Annotated in this window: 15 protein-coding genes; 11 read left to right on the top strand and 4 right to left on the bottom strand. The window is 42.8% G+C overall.

Features of this window, described 5'->3' with window-relative positions; genetic code table 11:
- Nucleotides 1-24: 24 nt before the first annotated feature.
- The 3 genes from kdsB to ACE01N_RS10030 all read left to right on the top strand — a co-directional run bounded on the left by kdsB (nucleotide 25) and on the right by ACE01N_RS10030 (nucleotide 4214).
- Nucleotides 25-792: a 3-deoxy-manno-octulosonate cytidylyltransferase gene (gene kdsB, locus ACE01N_RS10040; protein ID WP_380587945.1), complete on the top strand. Its 768-nt coding sequence runs from the start codon at nucleotides 25-27 to the stop codon at nucleotides 790-792.
- Nucleotides 789-2648, top strand: a complete 1860-nt coding sequence (locus ACE01N_RS10035; protein WP_380587942.1) for a Na+/H+ antiporter NhaC family protein — start codon at nucleotides 789-791, stop codon at nucleotides 2646-2648. The genes kdsB and ACE01N_RS10035 overlap by 4 nt, the downstream gene beginning before the upstream one ends.
- Before the next feature lie 93 nt (nucleotides 2649-2741).
- Nucleotides 2742-4214, top strand: a complete 1473-nt coding sequence (locus ACE01N_RS10030) for a family 43 glycosylhydrolase (protein WP_380587939.1) — start codon at nucleotides 2742-2744, stop codon at nucleotides 4212-4214.
- Between the two features lie 174 nt (nucleotides 4215-4388).
- Here the strand turns inward: ACE01N_RS10030 and ACE01N_RS10025 are convergent, their stop codons facing one another.
- Nucleotides 4389-4844 carry a transposase gene (locus tag ACE01N_RS10025; RefSeq protein ID WP_380587936.1) on the bottom strand — a complete coding sequence of 152 codons (456 nt, stop codon included), beginning with the start codon at nucleotides 4842-4844 and terminating at the stop codon, nucleotides 4389-4391.
- 538 nt (nucleotides 4845-5382) lie between these two features.
- On the opposite strand from ACE01N_RS10025, the gene ACE01N_RS10020 reads away from it, so the two are divergent.
- The 4 genes from ACE01N_RS10020 to ACE01N_RS10005 all read left to right on the top strand — a co-directional run bounded on the left by ACE01N_RS10020 (nucleotide 5383) and on the right by ACE01N_RS10005 (nucleotide 14522).
- The gene (locus tag ACE01N_RS10020) at nucleotides 5383-6471 is read left to right on the top strand and encodes a glycoside hydrolase family protein (RefSeq protein ID WP_380587934.1); all 1089 of its coding nucleotides are present in this window, start codon (nucleotides 5383-5385) and stop codon (nucleotides 6469-6471) included.
- A gap of 136 nt (nucleotides 6472-6607) precedes the next feature.
- Complete coding sequence (locus tag ACE01N_RS10015; RefSeq protein WP_380587931.1) at nucleotides 6608-10270, top strand: DUF4450 domain-containing protein; 3663 nt, start codon at nucleotides 6608-6610, stop codon at nucleotides 10268-10270.
- Between the two features lie 172 nt (nucleotides 10271-10442).
- Nucleotides 10443-12599, top strand: a complete 2157-nt coding sequence (locus ACE01N_RS10010) for a hypothetical protein (RefSeq protein ID WP_380587928.1) — start codon at nucleotides 10443-10445, stop codon at nucleotides 12597-12599.
- A gap of 183 nt (nucleotides 12600-12782) precedes the next feature.
- Nucleotides 12783-14522, top strand: coding sequence for a bifunctional metallophosphatase/5'-nucleotidase (locus ACE01N_RS10005; protein ID WP_380587925.1), 1740 nt, complete (start codon nucleotides 12783-12785; stop codon nucleotides 14520-14522).
- A gap of 106 nt (nucleotides 14523-14628) precedes the next feature.
- Here the strand turns inward: ACE01N_RS10005 and ACE01N_RS10000 are convergent, their stop codons facing one another.
- Nucleotides 14629-15216, bottom strand: a complete 588-nt coding sequence (locus ACE01N_RS10000) for a DUF6992 family protein (protein ID WP_380587922.1) — start codon at nucleotides 15214-15216, stop codon at nucleotides 14629-14631.
- Between the two features lie 184 nt (nucleotides 15217-15400).
- Between ACE01N_RS10000 and ACE01N_RS09995 the strand changes: the two genes are divergently transcribed.
- The gene (locus ACE01N_RS09995) at nucleotides 15401-17503 is read left to right on the top strand and encodes a M3 family metallopeptidase (protein WP_380587920.1); all 2103 of its coding nucleotides are present in this window, start codon (nucleotides 15401-15403) and stop codon (nucleotides 17501-17503) included.
- 3 nt (nucleotides 17504-17506) lie between these two features.
- Nucleotides 17507-18517 (top strand): radical SAM/SPASM domain-containing protein, encoded by a 1011-nt coding sequence (locus ACE01N_RS09990; RefSeq protein ID WP_380587917.1) that lies wholly within the window; start codon nucleotides 17507-17509, stop codon nucleotides 18515-18517.
- A gap of 10 nt (nucleotides 18518-18527) precedes the next feature.
- Here the strand turns inward: ACE01N_RS09990 and ACE01N_RS09985 are convergent, their stop codons facing one another.
- Together ACE01N_RS09985 and ACE01N_RS09980 are read right to left on the bottom strand one after the other, a co-directional pair.
- Nucleotides 18528-20141, bottom strand: a complete 1614-nt coding sequence (locus ACE01N_RS09985; protein WP_380587914.1) for a GDSL-type esterase/lipase family protein — start codon at nucleotides 20139-20141, stop codon at nucleotides 18528-18530.
- 5 nt (nucleotides 20142-20146) lie between these two features.
- Nucleotides 20147-20563 carry a DUF134 domain-containing protein gene (locus ACE01N_RS09980; RefSeq protein ID WP_380587911.1) on the bottom strand — a complete coding sequence of 139 codons (417 nt, stop codon included), beginning with the start codon at nucleotides 20561-20563 and terminating at the stop codon, nucleotides 20147-20149.
- A 159-nt stretch (nucleotides 20564-20722) separates the two neighbouring features.
- Between ACE01N_RS09980 and ACE01N_RS09975 the strand changes: the two genes are divergently transcribed.
- Both ACE01N_RS09975 and ACE01N_RS09970 read left to right on the top strand, forming a co-directional pair.
- Entirely contained in the window at nucleotides 20723-21448 is a 726-nt protein-coding gene (locus tag ACE01N_RS09975) for a biotin--[acetyl-CoA-carboxylase] ligase (RefSeq protein WP_380587908.1), read from the top strand.
- 38 nt (nucleotides 21449-21486) lie between these two features.
- Entirely contained in the window at nucleotides 21487-22065 is a 579-nt protein-coding gene (locus ACE01N_RS09970; protein WP_380587905.1) for a sigma-70 family RNA polymerase sigma factor, read from the top strand.
- Nucleotides 22066-22068 lie beyond the last annotated feature (3 nt).

Raw genomic sequence — 22068 nt, 5'->3', positions numbered from 1 at the left:
TTTGAAATAATAATCCAGATAACAATGAATATTCTTATCATTATTCCATCCAGATACGCATCAACCCGATTTCCGGGTAAACCTTTGGCGATTATTGCCGGTAAGCCGATGGTGCAACGGGTATATGAAAAAGCTGTTGAGGCCGGTTTTCCTGCTGTGGTTGCTACAGACGATATGCGCATTTTTGAGGTGGTAGAGGATTTTGGCGGACGTGTGGTGATGACATCAGAACGGCATAAAAGTGGTACAGACCGGTGTCAGGAAGCTGTTCGTAAATATATGCAGCGCGAAGGAGAGGTGGTGGATGTGGTGATAAATATTCAGGGTGATGAACCGTTTATTGAGGAAGAACAGATTTTGACTTTGGCAGGTTTTTTTAAGGATCCGGAATGCGAGATTGCGACATTGGCCAAACCTTTTAATGTAGATGAAGGATATGAGGTGTTGTTCGATCCGAATAAGGTTAAACTGGTACGGGGTGAAAATGGAAATGCCCTTTATTTTAGTCGTTCTGTTGTGCCGTATCAACGTGGATTAGACAGGAAAGAATGGCTGTTTAATCATACGTATTATCTGCACATTGGAATGTATGCGTATAGAACTGATATTCTTGAAAAAATAACACGTTTGCAACAAACACCACTTGAAATTGCTGAGTCATTGGAGCAACTTCGCTGGCTAGAATATGGCTTTAGAATTAAAGCCGGGATAACCCACCATCAAAGCATGGGCATTGATACGCCCGAAGACCTCGAAAAAGTCAATAATCAACCTGATGTACGCCTGCTATGAGGAATCTTTTTGCGGTCTTTTTTCTTTTCGTTTTTTCATTTTCCGGGGTCGCAACAAACATTGTTGACGTTCATAAACCATGGCCGGTAATTGAGGGAATTCCTACAACGGTTAAACTTGAACTCTCGGATGATTCGTTGGATGGTACTACGATTCTTGTCAGGATAAATGATGATGAAGAAGCGTGGGTGGTTGAAGGAAATACAGCAAGTGGGGATATTGTTTTTACGGAAGGTGAAAAAGTTTGGTTGCGGACACACTCTCAAAGCTTTTTGGTGGATGTAAATCCGGTGCCGTTATGGCTTTCTGTACTGCCTCCGTTGATCGCCATTCTTTTGGCACTGGTATTCAAAGAGGTTTATATTTCGCTGTTTTCCGGAATTTTTTCCGGTGCCTTTATTATCAATTATTATTCCGATATGTCTTTGTGGACAGGTTTGCAAAGAGGGTTGTTTTCTACAGCAGACACTTATTTTGTGGATGCTCTGAAAGATAGCGGCCATGTTTCTATTATCATTTTTTCGATGCTGATCGGCGGTATGGTCAGCATTATTCATAAGAACGGAGGTATGCAGGGACTGGTGGACCGGCTGGCAAAATATGCAAGAAGTCCGCGTTCGGGGCAGCTCATAACCTGGTTTTTGGGTGTATTCATATTTTTCGATGATTATGCCAACACGCTTGTGGTTGGAAATACCATGCGACCGGTTACAGACAGGCTAAAGGTGTCGCGTGAAAAACTGGCGTATATTGTGGATTCTACTGCAGCGCCAATTGCCAGTATTGCCTTTGTAACCACATGGATAGGTGCAGAACTGAGCTACATTAAAGAAGGGCTCATTCAGGTTGGCATTGAGCAGAGTGCCTATAGCATTTTCCTAAGTTCACTGAAATATTCTTTTTATCCTGTGTTCACGGTAATTTTTGTTCTGATGATCATCTTAATGCGAAAAGATTTTGGTGTGATGCATCTGTATGAGCAGATGGCCAGAAAGGACACTGAAACATCTCGTCATCAAAAAGAGCACATAAATTCTACCCACTGGATCAACGGTATTGTTCCGGTTATGGTAATTATTCTCGGAACCATAGCAGGATTGATCGTAACCGGTTTTGATCCTGATATTTGGCACAGCGACCTGTCTCTTTTTAATCGGGTTGCAGAAATTATCGGAGAGGCGGACTCCTTTGTGGCGCTTTTATGGTCTTCATTAGCGGGTGTAATCGTAGCCATTATTCTCTCAGTTGGACAGCGCATCCTCACCCTTCAGAAAACCATGGATGCATTGTTGGATGGATTCAAAAGCATGTTGCCGGCCATTACCGTTTTGGTTCTGGCATGGTCACTGGCCGAAATAACAACTCAATTGCATACTGCAACTTTTATCTCTAAGGTACTTATCAATTTTAAACTGGCACCCTGGTTAATGCCGGCTATTACCTTTGTGATGGCTGCCCTTGTTGCCTTTTCAACAGGTTCATCCTGGGGAACCATGGCCATTTTGTATCCGTTAATCCTTCCGGCTACCTGGCTGATCTGCCACAACGACGGCCTTGATCCGGTTCACACGATGGCCATTTTTACGAATGTAGTCTCTGTTGTTTTGGCTGGTTCTGTTATGGGTGACCACTGTTCCCCGATTTCTGATACAACAATTATGAGTTCGCTCGCAAGTGGATGTAATCATATTAACCATGTAAAATCACAAATGCCTTATGCATTAACCGTTGGGTTAATTGCAATTTTATTCGGAACCATACCTTCTGCAATAGGAATACCTGTTTTGCCGTTAATGATAGCAGGGATAATTGTGATTTATTTTACCATAAAATTATTGGGTAAAAAAGTTGTTTGAGAATAGTGTTTCCAATGGAATCCTGTTAAGGTTATTACGAATATCCCTTTAAAAACTTATATTTGTTAGCGGGGAACAATTAATGATGGTGCTATGAAGAGGATACGTATTATACTATTTCTGTTGATTTTTATCATTCCGATGGCCCGATCACAAAAGATCTGGCACATCTTCGGTGGAGACCATGCTGATCCAACTATTGTACGTGTTGACAAGGATTATTATATGACCTTTTGCTCATATAATTATGTTCCGGGGTTACAGATTTATCACTCAGAAAATCTGAAAGACTGGACCATGATTGGGTATGCCCTGACAAAATATGTTGGTGATATTTGGTCCCCTGAACTGGTATACTTCGATCAGAAATTTTATATCTATTTCCCTGCAAACGGCACCAATTATGTAGTAACAGCAGACAATCCTGAAGGGCCCTGGAGTGATCCGGTAGATTTAAAGACGAATGGTATCGATCCGGGACATATTGTTACGCCGGAAGGAGACAGATACCTCTATTTCAATAATGGCTGGGTCGCCAAACTGGCACCAGATGGACTGTCTATCGTAGGAAAAAAGACAAAAGTTTATGATGGTTGGCCAATCCCAAACGACTGGATTATTGAATGTTTCTGTCTGGAATCGCCAAAACTGATTTATAAGGACGGGCTCTATTTTATGACCTCTGCTCAGGGAGGAACTGCTGGTCCTTCTACAAGTCATATGGTTGTTTCTGCCAGATCCGAAAATGTGATGGGCCCCTGGGAAAACAGTGCTTATAATCCCGTGTTGCGAACCTGGTCTCCTAAAGAGGAGTGGTGGTCAAAAGGTCATGGAACCATTTTTGATGATCCTAAAGGGAATTGGTATATCGTCTATCATGCCTATAGAAATAATGAACTCAACAGAGGGCGACAGGTTTTAATTGAACCTGTAAAGTGGACGGATGATGGATGGTTCAGACTAAAACGAAAACCAACAGAAGAACCGTCTACAGTGTTTTTTGAAAATATTAAACTAAAGGATGATTCTTTCAATACCGTTGTTTTAAAACCACAGTGGCAGTTTGCCGGAATCAAAGATCTTGGTGAGATAGTTGTTGTTGATGGTGAACTGAATATTTCTTCGGTAAAGGATAAGGTTAAGGCCATGGTTGCGAATACCCCGGATGTAAATTTTGATGCTACTATAAAATTAATTGCCGACGAAGATAATGATTCACTGGAATATGGTTTTGTTCTGTACTACGATAAAGAGAATTATACAGGTATTGCCATAAACGGTAAAAACATGTATGCACTGGATTGGGCCGAGAAAGGGAAGGGGCCGGTCCTGAATAAAGACGGTTATACGTTTTTCAGGTTGATACGGAGAATGAACGACCTTCAAATGGCTTTCAGCAAAGATGGCGAATCCTGGATCTATTATCCAACAAGTCGGGAGGTTTCGGGTTATCAGCATAATGTACTTAGCGGTTTCAAAAACCTTAAAGTCGGTGTCTTCTGCAAGGGAGATGGTGTACTGAAAATTGATGATTTTAGTTATCAGGGTTATGTATTGAAGGAGTGAATTTCATTCTCCTTTTAATAGTCTTGGTTTATTCTGTTTTTAAATTTTTATCCGTTTATTTATTTTTTTTTGATCCGGGCTGAAAGCCCAGCTAATTTCAGCCCAAAGCAAACAAAGTGGCGCTTTGGGGTATCAGGTGATCCAATTTTTTTCGTCCTGAAAGGGCAGGTTAACTCAATCTGTCCAAGCATACCTTTCATCATATTCAATTCCATATTCATTTAAAAACAAAATATACTCCTCTTTAAAAGTCATTTTATGATGATGTGATTTCTGATTTTGAATATAATTCTTTGTTTTCTCGTGAAGAGAAGGACTTACGGAAAATCCTCCATAACCACCTTGCCATGCAAACGCTTTATATTTAGCACCTTTTGTTTTTATCCATCTGCTACTATGACGTTTAATCTCTTCTACCAGTTTTGACAGTGCAATATTCTTTGACATGATGCAAAAGACATGTAAATGATCCTGCACTCCGTTGATTATGACTGGGATAGACTCATTATCCTTTATAATAGAACCTATATAAGCATATAGTTCCTTCTCAATTTCTGGTTGTATTTTAATTCCTTCTTTTTTAATGCGAAATACAATATGAACATAAAGTTTTGATAATGACTGTGACATTACAATTAGGTCTAAGTTGTCCTTTCAGGACGCTGTTTTCAGTTTGGTTGATTTCCCAACGCGACACATTTCGTAAACTCAATGTTTGCATTGAGTTGAATTAATCTGCCACTCTGTGGCGTTTCTTCTGGTAAATTTAAGGATTTTTATGCTAATAATGAGGGATTTATAATAAGTATCCTTTTGTTACCCGTAAAATATGTATTCACTCTTCCAATCAGATAAATAACATCATCTTGTCTGATGGGTCTGGAATAAATTTATTTATGTTTCATTTTGATCCGGGCTGAAAGCCCGACTTAATCCAGCCCAAAGCAAACAAAGTGGCGCTTTGGGGTATAAAGTTAAAGTAACGTTTTTCGCCCTATCGGGGCAGTCTATAACATTATACCTGAGTTATCAAGATGAAAATAAATGATTCATTGATAATCTTAATCCTTATATTATAATACTAGCTTCTCAATTAAAATTCCTCTCAATGTCTTCATGAAAACGTTTTCTTTCTCTTGCGTTTTTGCTATTTTTAGGGCATTAAATTATGACTACCAGAAGAACCTTCATAAAAGGCGCCATTTTAATTCCCGGAATGATAGCCGGTTTTCGGAATGCATTATATGGTTGGTCGGATAATGACTTTACAGGATTGGAAGTAAAAGCCTCTGATTTCAGTCAGCATCTGAAACCTGTCGGCCGTATACTGGAAGAAGAAGGGTACTACGTATGGTGCAATACACCGATTTATGGTGAGGACGGAAAGGTGCATGTGTTTTATTCCCGCTGGCCGGACAAATACGGAATGGGGGGCTGGATTCATAAAAGTGAGATCGCACATGCAATCGCCGATTCACCGGAATCGGAATTCAGATATGTGGAAACCGTTTTGTCATCAAGAGCGGGTTATTTTGATGCGACAACCTGCCATAATCCGCACATACAGCATGTCAACGGGAAATATTATTTGTTTTATATGGGGAACTCCAATGGTAAGACCAATACCAAACGCATTGGGCTGGCTGTTGCAGATTCACTGAATGGTCCGTGGAAAAGAACGGATGAGCCACTTCTGGAGGCAGGTCAGGAAGGTGCCTGGGATGATCATTGTACCACAAACCCTGCGCTTTTGGTTCATCCGAATGGAGAATACTGGCTGTATTATAAATCGTGGAATACCGAAGAATATGAGGCTGCCAAAGGTAAACGAATCCGGGGAAACCGGAAGTACGGACTAGCCATTGCTAAAAATATTGAAGGGCCATACAAAAAGTTTGAGGGTAACCCGGTGATTGATTTTTCATCAAGGGGAAATAACGAGCAACTGGAAGATGCATTTGTGTGGTACGAAAAAAATACTTTCAAACTGATTGCACGGGATATGGGCTTTTTTAATCACGACTATGGTCTGATCTTTGATTCATCCGATGGCCTTCAATGGAACGATCCGGAAGTGGCATATTACGAAGCCGCTCATTATATCAACCAACCTTCGGCGCCTAAACATTTAAGCCGTTACGGCCGGTTCGAAAGACCACAGCTGCTCATAAAAAACGGAAAAGCAGAATATCTTTTTACTACATCACAGGGTGGAAAATATCAGACTTCCAGTGGCTTTGTGTTCAAAATAAAATAATATTGTGAAAAAGTTGTATCATTATATACGTTCTCTGAGAACGTTTGTCCTCCTTTTTCAAAAGGAGGTGATCCTGATCGAAGTATCAGGGTCGGAGGATTTCATTCGGAGGATAATTTCTCGCGTCTTAATCATCATGATGTTTGTATCATTTACAGCCTGTGCTTCTGTTGAGCAGGAAGCAAAACCTTCAGGTAAATGGCACAATCAGACCAGGGAGCTGCGCTACCAGCCGGATGGGAACGGTTTTGTAATCCATAACGGCACGCACCGGTTTAACAGGGCACTTTACGGATCTAATACCGGTTTTCGTGTTGAAGCCGGGGATCTGCCGGAATTTGCCATGTACATGCCCCGCATGGGAGGAAACCTGAAATTTGGTCTGATAGCAGGGGAAACGTCGAAATGGCTTATAACGGCTGAATCCATAAAGGCCCGGTATGAAGCCGGAACAATGACCTATACCATTGGGGATCCGCTTTTAAAAGGCGGAACGATCCATATTCAGGTACTGGCTCTGGAAGATGCCGATGGCATGATACTAAAGGTTTCGGGAGAAAAGGTTCCGGGCGATGTGGACCTCTTCTGGGCATTTGGTGGGGCCAGCGGTAAACGGTTTTCAAGAGACGGTGATCTGGGTGCTGATCCGGAATCAAGTTTTTATCTGAAACCGGAATATTGTAAAGGTGATGAGTACTTTACGAAAGATAACAGCTTCAATCTCTATTATGCCTCAGGCAGGACACCTTCGGATAATCAGGTAAGTGACTCTAAACCCTCCCCGGAGGAACTGAAACATCCTGAACTGCTTCAGAAGAAGCGGATCTTTGGCTTGGTTCCGGTTCAATCGGAAATAAAGATTGGTGATGCTGCTTCACAGGATGATCCTCTCGATTTTTACAGGTCCGGAAAATCAGATCTTCCCGCAATCTCAGGTATACTGAAACTTAACAGAGACGAGGAAAACTTCTTCCTCCTGGTGAATCCTGATACCAGGATCCGACCGGATTATAATGAGCTGCCGGAACTGTTTACTCAGGCCGATCAGGCCAGAAAGACGCTTGAAGACCGCATAAAGATTGAAACGCCGGATCCGTACATCAATGCTGTTGGAGCCACACTGGCAACAGCTGCCGATGCCGTATGGGATGGGAAATCATTCATGCATGGTGCGATAGCCTGGCGCATGCCACTAAATGGCTGGCGTGGTGCATATGCTGCAGATTGGCTGGGCTGGCACGACAGGGCGGAAACGCATTTTCGCGGCTATTTTAAGTCACAGTATACAGAACCTCCATCCGGACCAAGTGTGCCGGATCCGAAAACACACCTGGCCCGCCAGAAAGAGGAGGTGGGGACCGCGTTGTTTACCAGTGGGTATATCAGCAGAAGACCCGGAGGTATTAATAAACCGCACCACTACGACATGAACCTGGTGTTTATATCACAATTGTTATCGCATTTTAACTGGACCGGTGATCTGGATTTTCTGCGTGAGAGCTGGCCGGTACTGGAACGTCATCTGGCATGGGAAAAGCGGTGTTTTGATCCGGATGACGATGGACTTTACAATGCATACGCCTGTATCTGGGCCAGCGATGCCCTGCAATACCGTGGTGGTGATGTCACGCATTCTTCGGCATATAACTACCGCGCCAACAAAATAGCAGCTCAACTGGCACCACTGATTGGGAAAGATCCTGCACCCTATGCTGCGGAGGCTGAAAAAATAAAAAGGGCTGTCAACGAAAAGCTCTGGCTGTCTGATTTAGGCCGCTTTGCCGAATATAAAGATCTTCTGGGTAATCAGCTGGTCCATCCGGATGCCGCTGTCTGGACCGTCTACCATGCGGTGGATGAAGGTCTGGCTGATCCGTTTCAGGCCTGGCAGTCAACCGACTATATAGACCATTATATCCCACATATTCCGGTAGAAGCAGTAGGTCTGGAGTCCGGAAGATACTATACCATTTCAACCACCAACTGGATGCCGTATACCTGGTCCATAAATAACGTAGCTTTGGCCGAGGTGCTGCATACCGCTCTTGCTTACTGGCAGTCAGGACGTTCGGACAAGGCTTTCGAGCTGACCAAAAGTTCATTCCTCGATTACATGTTCATGGGAGCAAGTCCTGGAAATTTCGGACAGCTGTCGTATTACGATGCCTTCAGGGGTGAACTCTACCGCGATTTTGCCGATCCTATTGGCATGGCATCACGTGCGTTGGTGGAAGGGCTTTTCGGTGTTGAACCGGATATGCTGAACGGGAAGCTTACCGTTAATCCCGGTTGGCCGGAAGACTGGGATCATGCCAAACTGGAAACACCGGATATAAAAATTGATTACAGCCGTAACGGGAAAACAGACCGTTATTCCATTGTATCTCATTTCCCGAAGAAAGTGAAGCTGCTATTAAAATTACGAGCTTCATCTGATAAGGTGAAATCAGTGACACTGAACGGAGAACCTCTTGATTATAAGGTTGACGAGGATGCCATCGGATCACCCGAAATAAGTATTGAAACAACGGAGGCTACAGAATTTAATATTAACGTGGAATGGTCCGGAAAACCAATAAATGAACCTGAAATTTTACCGGTTTATGCACTTGGCGATCATCTTCGCTTAAACTCTGAGGAGTGGACTGTAAAAGATTACAACGACCCGCAGAAGATATTACGGGAAATCAACAGATCGAAAGATGGTGTTGCATTAAAACTGGGCGGTGAAAAAGGTTGGCGGACTATGTTTGTCAGGCTCAGTCAGGGCGATATGACCTGGTGGCAGCCCCTGACCTTTGAACTTCGGGCTCCGGTTGATATTGTCTATGACAAAGCACAGCCGGAAGATAAAATTGAGTTTGTAATCCTGAATAATTCTGAAAACGAATTTGAAGGGTTTTACAGTATCGGCTCATTCAGGCAGGAACTGACATTGCAGCCCCGACAGGAAACCCCGTTGCAATCTGTCCCCGTTGAATACCTTGTTCCCGGAACAAATACCATATTGGTGACATCCGGAGAAAGTGTTACAGCGGAAGAAGTCATCAACTGGAATATAAAAAAGGCACCCGGAGCAGAATTTGAAAGGGTTTCACTGGAGACGGCATTTAATGACAGGGTAACGAGCATTTTTAAGGAGCAGTATTACCATCCGCGCTCACCGTATCCAACACTGAGCATACCGGTTCAGGGCATTGGCGACTGGTGTTCCTACCGCGAGACAGAAGAGATTGATGATGCAGGAATTCGTGAAAAGGCTGGTGCACAGGGCGAAATCACTTCACCGGAGGGCATCCCCTTTGCCATTTCATCTGAAGAGGGTGAAAATATCCTCTTTACATCGCAATGGGATAATTATCCGGATTCAGCACAGGTTGATTTGTCCGGAAAGGCATCGCATATCTATTTGCTGATGGCCGGATCAATGCATCACATGCAGGTGAACATGATGAATGGCCGGGTTCGGGTGGAATATGCCGATGGTTCAAATGTCGTGTTGCCGCTGAAAAGTCCTGAAAACTGGTGGCCCATCGAGCAGGATTATTATCAGGATGGCTATGCCTTTGAGGTGCATGCGCCACGTCCACCGCGTCTTTATCTGAAAAGTGGCGAATGGCATATGGATTCGTACGATGTGCTGAGAAAGAATGGCACCAATAAGATTGAAGGTGGTGCGGCCACGCTGCTGGATCTGCCGTTAAATCCGGATAAGGAGCTGAAGTCGCTGGCCCTTATGACCAATACCACCGATGTGGTGATCGGACTCATGGCAGCAACATTACAGCGGGTGAAATAAAAAGTTATTCCCTCTGATTGCACAGATTGGTTCAGATATTATATTGTTCAAAATCGATGTTTGTAGTAAGACGAAAGTACAAAAGTTGTTTAATAGGTAATTTTAAGAATGATTATTCTTCTGCGATTATTTGCGATATCTGCGGGAAATTTGAAATTAAAAACACAATAATATGACCTTAAAATCCAATTCAATCCTAATGCTGGTGCTGCTGGTTATGGCCGTACTGGTTTCTTCGTGTGGCACAAAAGTACAAACGGCTTCTAAAATTGACCGCAAAGCACTGGTCACCCGCCATAATGTGGAACTGACCGCTGTCGATACACTGGCATCGCTTTCCGTTGGGAATGGCAGTTTTGCCTATACCGTAGATGTCACCGGACTTCAGACTTTTCCTGAGGTGTATGAAAAAGGTGTTTGCCTGGGGACCATGTCGGAGTGGGGCTGGCACAGCTTCCTGAATACCGGTGATTACAAGCTGAGCGATACCTATAAATATTACGATGTGGAAGGACGGGAGATTCCGTATGCGGTACAGTGGCGTGAACCAGGAAGAAAAAGGGACGCAGCCAACTATCTGCGCGAAAACCCACACCGCCTGCATCTGGGTATTGTCGGCCTTGAATTACTCAACGACGATAAATCACCGGTTCAGATTGAAACGCTGAAGAATATTGACCAGAAACTGGATATGTGGTCAGGTCTTATCTCCAGTTCATTCGATGTGAACGGTGAGAATATTATGGTTCAAACCGTTTGTCACCCTGAAAAGGACCTGATTGGAATTCGTTTGGAAACCAATAAAATTGTAAAGGGAGAAACCGGTATAAAAGTAATTTTCCCCTATCCGACAGGTGGTCATGTGGATGATGCCTGCGACTTCGGACACGATGATAAACATAAATCTGAGATCGTATCTGAGGACGAAAACAGTGTGATTTTTAAACATACCATTGATACTACGGTATATTTTGCAAGGCTTGTCTGGACCGGTAAAGCAGACCTGAATAAGAAAAAGGCACATTATTTTGTTTTGATGCCGGATGCTGAAAATACAACGTTTGAAGCTACTGTTGAATTCAACGTTCACAACAATTTTGAAACAGCCGTGGCATACACCGATGTGGAATCGGCATCAGCTGGCATGTGGGGAAATTATTGGACGACCACAGGTGTCGTGGATTTTTCAGGAACCAAAGATACACGAGCTGCAGAACTGGAACGTCGCATTGTATTATCGCAATACCTGACACGTTTGCAATGTGCTTCCGATTTTCCACCACAGGAAACGGGACTGACGTTTAACAGCTGGTATGGTAAGCCACATCTGGAAATGCACTGGTGGCATGGTGTGCACTGGGCTTACTGGAACCGTACCGATCTGTTGGAGAAAAGTCTGGATTATTATAACCACATCTATGATAAAGCTAAAACCAAGGCAGAGATCCAGGGTTATGCCGGTGTGCGCTGGCCCAAAATGACCGATCATCAGGGCGATGACAGTCCGTCTGGTGTGGGCGAATTTCTGATCTGGCAGGAGCCACACATCATCTATTATGCAGAGTTGTGCTATCGTGCACATCCTGATCAGGCCACCCTGGATAAATATGCCAAAGTCGTTTTTGCCACCGCAGATTTTATGGCCGACTTTGCCCGTTACGATGCGGAAAATGATCGTTATTATCTGGGTCCTCCATTGATCCCGGCTCAGGAAAGTCTGCAACGCGAGGTGACTGTGAATCCGCCTTTTGAACTGGGTTACTGGTTCTGGGGCCTTAGTATTGCACAACAATGGAAGGAACGCATGGGCAAGGAACCGAATCCGGAATGGCATAAAGTGATCGAAGGTTTGCCGACTTTCGCCCAAAAGGATGGACTGTACCTGGCGGCTGAAAGTGCGCCGGATTCTTATACCAACGAGGAGCACTATTCGGATCATCCGATGGTACTGGGCGCGTTTGGTATCCTCCCGAATACAGTTGGTGTGGATACAGCTGTGATGGCAAAAACTTTTGATTATATAGAGGAGCACTGGAACTGGGACAGAACCTGGGGCTGGGATTATCCGATGGCAGCTATGAGTGCTACACGCCTTGGAAAACCAGATAAAGCCATTGATCTGCTGATGAAAGATGTGCTGAAAAATACCTACCTGCCCAATGGACATAATTATCAGGGGACACGTCTGCGCATTTATCTGCCAGGTAATGGCGGACTGCTCACAGCTGTTGCCATGATGTGTGCCGGTTATGAGGGGAACACAACAAATAATCCGGGATTCCCCAAAGACTGGAAAGTGAAATGGGAAGGATTGCAACCGGTGTTTTAGCTAGGAGCATTTTGGTTGTTTGGAAAGTCCCCCTTTTTCAAAAGGGGGTGTACCGATTCAGATCGGGACGGGGGATTTTTTCAGATCGAATGGTTATAATTTTTATAATCTATTTAAACGATTTGAAATACCAGAGAAACAGAAATCACTTACTTTAGTGTTTGGTTTAAATTGATATAGTTTATGAAATTCAGGTATCTTTGCACGATAATTGTTCTGTTCAGTCTGATATGCTTCCCTCTCTTTTCTCAGACCATTACCATTTTGCATACCAACGATATGCATGCGCATATTCTGGCAGAAAAATCACCCGACGGAACATTAACGGGTGGCTTTGCACAAATTTCTGCATTGGTTGAGAGAGAAAAGCATAACACAGATCATCCGGTTTTTGTGGCCGATGCCGGTGATTTCCTTATGGGAACGCTGTTTCAGATGATTGAGATGGAATCGGGTTTTCAGTTGAACCTGATGAAAGCAATGGGTTACGATGCAGCTAGTATCGGGAATCATGAATTTGATTTTGGTGTTAAACCCTTTGTCGATTATGCAAGAAAAGCCAGTGCCTTAGGTTGTCCGTCTTTAGTACTAGCCAATATAGATTATGCAGTAAATAAAAATGATGAAGGTCTGGCCGGACTTTACAGGGATTCCATTGTAACCCCATATACCATAGTGGAAAAGGATTGCGTAAAAGTCGGATTTTTTGGCATTCTGGGAGATATTGCCTATGACTACACGCCGAACCTATATGCCTACAAACTGCAGAACCGGATTAAGACCGCGAAAAAGATCATTAAAATTCTGAAGGAGGAGCACCAGGTTGATTTTATCATCTGCCTTTCGCACAGTGGCGTTTATAAAAATGAAAAAGGGGAGTGGGACATGTCAGAAGATATTGAGCTGGCCTCGAAAACCGACGGCATTGATGCCATTATCAGCGGACACACCCATACGCGTTTGGATCAGCCATTGATATATAACGGGACACCCATCGTGCAAACCGGAGCTTATGGTGCGAATATCGGGAAGCTAACGCTTGTAAAGAACAATCCGTCAGAACTAAAGTATGAACTGATTCCGGTGACTGGTGAAAGACCTGAGAACGGTACAGTGGAAGTAAAGATTGAGACACAGTTTCAGCATCTGAAGGATACCTTGCAAAAATATGTCGGTATCGATTACAACAAAAAGATACTGGAAACAGCTATTCCTTTGCGGTATATGGATGAAGAACCAGCCAAAAGCAATATTGCGCCGCTGATTGCCGATGCTATTCAATATAATGTGAATAAAAAAGACGTGACAGGAACCGATATTTCACTCATTGCCCAGGGGATGATCCGATCGGGGCTTGAGCCGGGCAGATATGCGCTGCCGCAGATTTTCAGTGTGGCATCGCTGGGAGAAGGGAATGACAAGGTTCCGGGCTATGCCTTATCCCGCATGTATTTTACGGCACACGAGATTAAAACGGTACTGGAAATGCTGGAGATGATGGCAAAAAATGATCCCACCTATTTTATTCATACAAGTGGGATGAAGATCGTTAGGAATGAGGATGGAGGGTTCTTTAAGAAGATTGCTGCCATAAAAATGCCGGATCAAAACGGAATATTTAAAGCAATTGATCTTTCAAAAAAGAATAAGAAATTATATGCGGTAACGGCGGATACCTACATGATGCGGAATCTTTCGCTGATTAAAAAGAAAAGCTTTGGATTACTCAAAGTAATTCCCAAAATGGAAGACGGTATGCCTGTTGTGGATATTAATGCAACCATAATTGATGGCGATAAAATAAAACCGGGAGTTCAGGAAATCAAAGTGTGGAAAAGTCTGATAGAATATGCCGGATCATTTAAAGATGTAGATGGCAACGGCATTCCGGATGTACCGGAAAGGTATAAAGCTGAATATTGAATTCAATTATAAGAACTATTGTTCTATATCTGATTGTTCAAGGCGAAAACAATATACATAAATCCTCTCCCGGTGCCCTTCGTCATCTCCTTTTTCAGGAGGATAACTAAAACACAAACCGCAATGTTAAAGCATTCGGAGACAAAGCTACCTGCGATAATGCACCGCCAAATGAATTGCCGTGGTGGTGCTGGATGCCATACATAACAAGGTCGAACACAAACAAAAATGCACCCTGAAGCATTACCGACTTTCCGTAACCATTTAGCAGATCCCTGTATTTTCCCTTTTTCTGTGAAAGATGAGTCATATAATAACCACCTGCCATGTAGAGTACATCAAGACCCGCATTGATCAGAAACGTATTTTCTGTTTTTTGTTGTGCAGATAGAATGCTGTTTGCGTTCATCACAGAAGGATCTGTATGGATGGCACTGGCACTGTAAAGCCCGATGCCGGCAATAGTCAGATTGACCGTATTCCAGAAGAGGTTCATCTGGTGAAAGTATTTTTGATTGCCATCATATTTACTCCAGCCATAGGCCCCGGTGGCTATGTTGGCCAATGCCCAGCCTCCCAATACATACATGCCGGTCTGGTTTATATTCAACGATTTGGTATACAGGTCAGGATAATCCTGGGCCAGGATGGGCAGGCTTAATGCCAGTAGTATAATGATCAGGTGTTGCCGCATACGATTTTATGTTTAATAACAAGGAGAATGTGTTAATGGTTGAACAACCGGATTATATTGAACTAATATACAAAGGGTAGGTCGGAATAATCATGACAGGATGAAAAATCAAAAAAAACAGAATTAAACGAAATCGCATGCATTCTGTTATGTATATTTGTGATTGAACACAACAATCACCATTATGAAAAAGCAAACACTATTACTACTGCTTGTTTTGGCAGTATTGTCTTGTAAAGAAAAAGAAATGAATCCATTATTAGTAAAAGAATTTAAGACCCCTCACCAAACTGCACCGTTTGATGAGATTAAGAATGAAGATTTTATGCCCGCCTTTGAGGAGGCTTTTAAACAGGGGCGTGAAGAAATTGATGCCATAAAAAACAATGCAGATGAACCGACGTTTGAGAATACGATTGCTGCATTGGATTATGCCGGGAGCCTGTTGTCAAGAACATCAGGCGTATTCTATAACCTGCTGAGTTCTGAAACATCTGACACTTTACAGGAAATAGCTCAGATCCTGTCGCCAAAGATGACGGCATATCATAACGATATCACGCTGGACGAACAGTTGTTTGGACGCGTAAAAGCAGTGTATGATAAGAGGAATGAGCTGGAGCTGACCACTGAGCAAACGAAATTGCTGGAAGATACCTACTCCGGTTTTGCGCGTAACGGAGCCAATCTGGATGAAGCAGATAAAACAAAACTGCGAGCCATTAACGAGGAGTTGTCTAAACTTTCGCTGGATTTCAATAATCATGTACTGGCTGAAACCAATGCCTGGACAAAACTGATCACCAATGAGGAAGACCTGAAAGGGATACCTGAAGGCATGAAATCCATTCTGGCTTCCAAGGCTAAAAATGAAGGCCACGAGGGGTGGCTGGTGGATATTACCATGCCGGTTTATGTGAGCGTGATGAAATATGCTGATAACCGCGATTTGCGCCACGAGCTGTACATGGCATACGGTCAAAAAGGTTTTCAGGATAATGACAATAATAACGAAGCCATTGTGAAACGGCTGACCCGGTTACGCCTTGAACGGGCCCATCTTCTGGGTTATGATACCTATGCCGATTATGTGCTGGTACGCCGCATGGCAGAAAATCCGGATAATGTTTATGATTTGTTGAACAAGCTTCTTGCTGCATCCTTGCCTGCTGCTGAAAAAGAAAAAGCAGAAGTTGCTGCCAAAGCTAAAGTGCTTGGATTTAAAGGCGAACTGATGCCCTGGGACTGGTCGTATTATTCTGAAGAACTGAAAAGCGAAAAGTTCGATCTGGATGATGAAATGCTGAAGCCCTATTTCAAGCTTGAAAATGTGATCAGTGGTGTATTCGGCCTGGCAACTGATCTGTATGGAATAACATTTAAAGAAAACAGGGATATTCAGGTTTACAATCCTGAAGTCATTCCCTATGAGGTATACGATCAGGATGGTTCTTTTCTTGCCGTGTTGTATGCCGATTTCCATCCCAGAAAGGGAAAAAGAGGCGGTGCCTGGATGAACGATTTTAAAGGACAGTGGAAAAAGGACGGAAAAGACAGCAGACCACATATTACCATTGTGATGAACTTTACTCCAAGTACAGATGATACCCCTTCGCTTCTGACATATGACGAAGTGGAGACCTTTCTGCATGAATTTGGGCATTCTTTGCATGGTATGTTTGCATCTACAACTTATCCGGGACTTTCCGGAACCAATGTGTTCCAGGATTTTGTGGAATTACCGTCCCAGATCATGGAGAACTGGGGGCCCGAAAAACAGTTCCTCGACAAGTTTGCGGTTCATTATAAAACAGGAGAACCCATCCCTGCAGAACTGGTTCAGAAGATTGTGGATTCACGGAACTTTAATGCGGGTTATCAATCCGTACGTCAGCTAAGTTTTGGTTTGCTTGATATGGCCTGGCATACATTGAAACAGCCTTATGATGGAAACGTGAAAGAGTTCGAGGAACAAGCCTGGGCGCCGACACGACTTTTTCCTGAAATAGACGGCGTATGCATGAGTACACAATTTGGCCATTTATTCGCAGGTGGTTATGCTGCCGGATACTATGGTTATAAATGGGCCGAGGTGCTGGATGCCGATGCATTTTCACTGTTCCGTGAAAAAGGAATATTCAATAAGGATGTTGCCACATCATTCAGAAAAAATATACTGGAAAAAGGTGGTACTGAGAACGCGATGGTACTTTATAAAAGGTTTCGTGGTCAGGAACCTTCGATTGATGCACTGTTGATTCGCAGTGGTCTGAAAAGTGCATCCTGATACATGCCGTTACTGAAAGGATATCATAAAGAGGTTCGGGCGTTGCTTGGCAGTTTGACTGCGAAGAGGCTTTCGAACCTCTTTCTTTTGTATGGATCACATAGCCTTTCAAAACTGCTGAAACGTAATTTACACCGTGGCAAACCGGCCTATTTGACCCTGGAAACAACAAATAGCTGTAATCTGTCCTGTCCGGAATGTGTCACCGGGATGAACGGTTTGAAACGGGCCACATCCTGGATGTCAGCCGGGGATGCCTCCAGGGTGATAGCACAGACAAAGGCTCATGCTATTGTCGCTAATCTGTATTTTCAGGGTGAGCCTCTGCTGACTCCGGATCTTTTTAAGATCATTGCAGAAACATCGGATGCCGGCATTTATTCCATTATTTCTACCAATGCCCAAAATCTCACACCTGAAAAAGCAGAACAACTTGTTAGAAACGGATTGAAGAAAATTGTGGTTTCCATGGACGGGTTGACCCAGGAAACGTATGCGAAGTACAGGGTACGGGGAAAACTGCAGCATGTTCTTCATGGCATTGCCAATCTGGTAGAAGCCCGACAAAAGTATAAGAGTGTGTTTCCGCTAATTGAGGTTCAGTTCATAGTATTCCGGTTCAATGAACATGAAATACCGGAAGCCCGAAAAAAAGTATATAATTTGGGAGCAGACCGGTTCGTCCTTAAAACAGCCCAGTTTTACGATGCAGAGAGAGCCAAAAACTGGATGCCGCAGGAAAACAGGTATGCACGATACAGTAGCAGAGATAATTCAAGGACTAAAAAAAGTGCTGTATCGGGATGTAAAAAAATGTGGACCAGCATGGTGGTATGTTCAGGGGGAGAAACAGCGTTATGTTGCATGGACAAAAATGCATTATTCTCGCCCGGAAAAATTCAGGGTGGAAGCACTGATCAGATTTGGCAAGGCAGTAAAATGAGACAATTCCGGCAAAGGATAGCGGAGGGAGAGTATTTGTCCATATGCCGGAATTGTCAGTTAAAGGGTTAGTGTGTTATAGTTAAAGACCCAGTGCTTCACGTAAGGTGTGTTTCCAGATAATATATCCTTTATGAACCATATGCAGGTTATCCTTGCAGAAGATATCTTTCTTTAAAGTCCCGTCAGCATTGAACATTGGTGTGGAGACATCCACATAATACACATCGTTGTGTGTCTTTACCATGTCCTTCATTTTTTGATGCAGCTCCTTGTACTGATCCCCGTAAGCCATACGCGCTATGGATGGTTTGGGTGAAAGGAAGTATATTTTGGTATCTGCTCTGTTAGCTTGTACTTCACTGATAAATTGTTCCATATTGCTGATAATGGTATCCAGTGGAAACTTGTCAACAATGTCGTTGTCGCCTTCGTAATAAACAATCATAGCCGGATTATAGGGGAGAACAATATCCTTCATGTGTGCGAGTACATCTTTGGAGTTGGATCCGCCAAATCCACGATGAATCACATTCAATTCAGGAAAATCTTCATGAACCGAACCCCATAAACGCATACTCGAACTGCCGATAAAAAGAGCTCCGTCAGGTTTTGGGAAACTTATCCTGTCCTTTAAATGAAATATATTAAACGATTCGTAAAACCGTGGAGCGGAAATATGGACATATTTTCGTGGTGACACAATCAGATTATGAAAACCGATGGTTTGGCCATTAAGAACAACGGATAAAGTGTCGTTCATTGCATCAAATCCTGCTCCGGGATCAATTTCAATTGCTTTATCGGCATCATTGTTTTCTATGGACAGCTCCTTAACAAGCTGATCACCTTTGTAAATTGCAAGATCACCTTTCCCTGTAAAGCCTGTTATTGCAAGGGTAATATCCTTATCATCGGTAACGGTAGCTTTACTTGTTGTTTCGTACAGTTTCGATTCTGCTTTGCCCAGCCTGACGGGATAATGGGTAAATGAAGTCTCGTTACTGAAATTTCCGGCATACAGTTTAAGACTGTTCATGTCGGGATCATTTTTCATATCAGGATCATTTACATAAATCTGTAAGGAGAGCGTTGAGCCAACCTGTGGCTTTTTCCCAATGGCTTCGGTGGCTATAAAGACTTCCAGTTTGGTTGTGCCGTTTTCGGTGCGTCCCATTGCTTTTTGAGAAGGTCCTACAGATCGTAGATAACATTTCTTTCGGTGATCTGTCACATAAATAATTCCATCACCATTGGGGTGAAAAGTCAGTGGGATGGAATACTGCACTATATCATCTTTCCCTTTGTCAGGTGATATGAAAATGTCAATGGCGTCGCTCTTGCAGCAGGAGTCAGGATGGATATAGTTTATGTCATCATTAATTTCAAAGTACAGGTAAATGCCTTCTCCTGCCCATGCTGCACTCATTTGGGCTTTTAAATCTTTCGGGCCGGGTACGTTTCCAAACTCATCAGAAAAAATACGAATGTGGTCCACTTTGTCCCAGTCATCAAACTGGCCATCTATATTGATATTGGGCTGTTCCGCAAAAACCAATTCCGTATCCGTTGGGTTATAAGTTCTGTTACACGATACGAACAGCATTAAAATGAATATTAGAAACGGGTTTAAATAATGAAAAACATTCGTACAACGATTGTCTTGTGTCCTGTGTCTTGATTCTTGTGTCTTCATGGAGGTCATTTTGAAAAGTTTTCCTTATTGATTATTAGTACCTGGTCCGACTTGCAAACCGGACAGTTGTGTTCAGTCAGGGTTTCCGGAACAGTAAAGCGGGTAAAGCATTCCTTGCAGCTGTACCAGTTGTCATTAAGGTTGGCATTCCCGAAAACGGTTCTGATTTCCTTTACATTTACAAGTGCATCAGCTATTTTCCTTCTGGCACTTTCATAAATCCTGGCGAATGTTGCTCTGGACACATCCATCTTAAGAGCAGCTTCCTCATGATTCATTAGGTCATGATCGGCCAGTTTTATGGCTTCATATTCTTCGTAGTTTAAGTTGACGGAATCATTAGGTCTCGTACATCCATAGGGTTTATATCCTCTGAAACCCGGAGGTGCCATTATGTTTCGTAAACGTCTTTTTCTTGGCATATTTTAAGTTTACTACAAATTTAATGAGAATATGCTCATAATTATGCTTTTTGAGAAAACTTTTTAAAAAGTATGTCTAATAATATGTTTTTTAAATCTTTAAAATCCTCTTTGTAAAGAATATTCTGAATAAATTTGTTTTTAAACACAATTTCAAGGATGCACATTCACTACATTGATGAAGTAATTTCTACGAACCATTACCTGGCGCATTTACCCAACAATGATAATCTGCCTGAAGGATTTATGGTGGTAACGGATTTTCAGACGGGAGGCAGAGGGCAGGCCGAAAACAGGTGGGAGTCTGAGAGAGGTCTGAATATTTTGTGTTCCACCTGGTTCTCATTTGAATTTCTGGAACCTGTAAATCAGTTTTACATTTCAAAAGCTGCAGCTATTGCCTGTAAGGAACTGCTTGGCTTTTTAGAAACATCTGTGGCCCTGAAATGGCCTAATGATATTTATATTGGCGACAAAAAAGCCGGGGGAATTCTGATTGAAAACAGTATTATAGGGAATGCAATTTCAAATACCATAGTGGGCATTGGATTAAATGTTAATCAGTCAGTATTCAGTGATAATTTGCCAAATCCTGTGAGTCTGAATATGATTACCGGAGAAATATATAATCTTCAGAACCTGGTTAAAGAATTGCAGCTCGACCTGATTCATTGGTTTAATATATTGCAGGACAGACAGTTTGAGCTGATTGATGAGGCATATACAGAATCGTTGTACCGCAAAACAGGAAAATGGCCTTTCAAAATTGGTGAAACCATTTTTGAAGCTGAGATAAAGGAAGTGCTTCCATCAGGTCAGTTAGTGCTTGCAACAAATGACGGTGAAAAAACGTTTTGGTTCAAAGAAGTTGAATTTGTAATTTAATTAATCATTCCGAAAAATCAGCGGTGGACCCTCATTAAATGAGCAATCAGCAAAAATACAGTTGTGATCCGATGTGTTGGGTAGAGGCGTATAGTGATGAACTGTTCAGGTTTGCTTATGCGCGTATAGGAGACAGGGAAGAGGCTGAAGATTTAGTGCAGGAAACTTTTTTGTCGGCCCTGAAGAACCTGGATAATTTTCGCAGAGATTGCAGTGAGAAAACCTGGCTGTATAATATACTTAAAAACCGGATTATTGATTTCTACAGAAAAAAGGCCGTGAAAAGCAAGATTGCTGATAGTACGGATGATCCGGAGTTTTATTCAGGTTACTTTAAATCTGATGGTTTCTGGGATGAAGCTATGATGCCAAAGCCCTGGGGTAAGGATGCTGATCAGGACCTGAGCAATGAGGAGTTTATGAAAATTCTTGCGTTATGCATGGAGCGGTTGCCCAATTTGTGGTCATCCGTATTTTCTTTAAAAAATATGGACGATAAAACAACGGATGAAATATGTAAGGATTTGGGAATTACATCGTCTAATCTTTGGGTAATCATTCACAGGGCTAAATTGCAGCTCCGTGGATGTATTGAAAAAAACTGGTTTAATAGTTAGGGC

The sequence above is a fragment of the Quyinboa ferrireducens genome (assembly GCF_042436675.1).
Classification (GTDB): Bacteria; Bacteroidota; Bacteroidia; order Bacteroidales; family UBA5342; genus JBHJHP01.
Note: the sequence above shows the minus strand (reverse complement) of the source record. Positions and strands in the feature narration are given on the sequence as shown.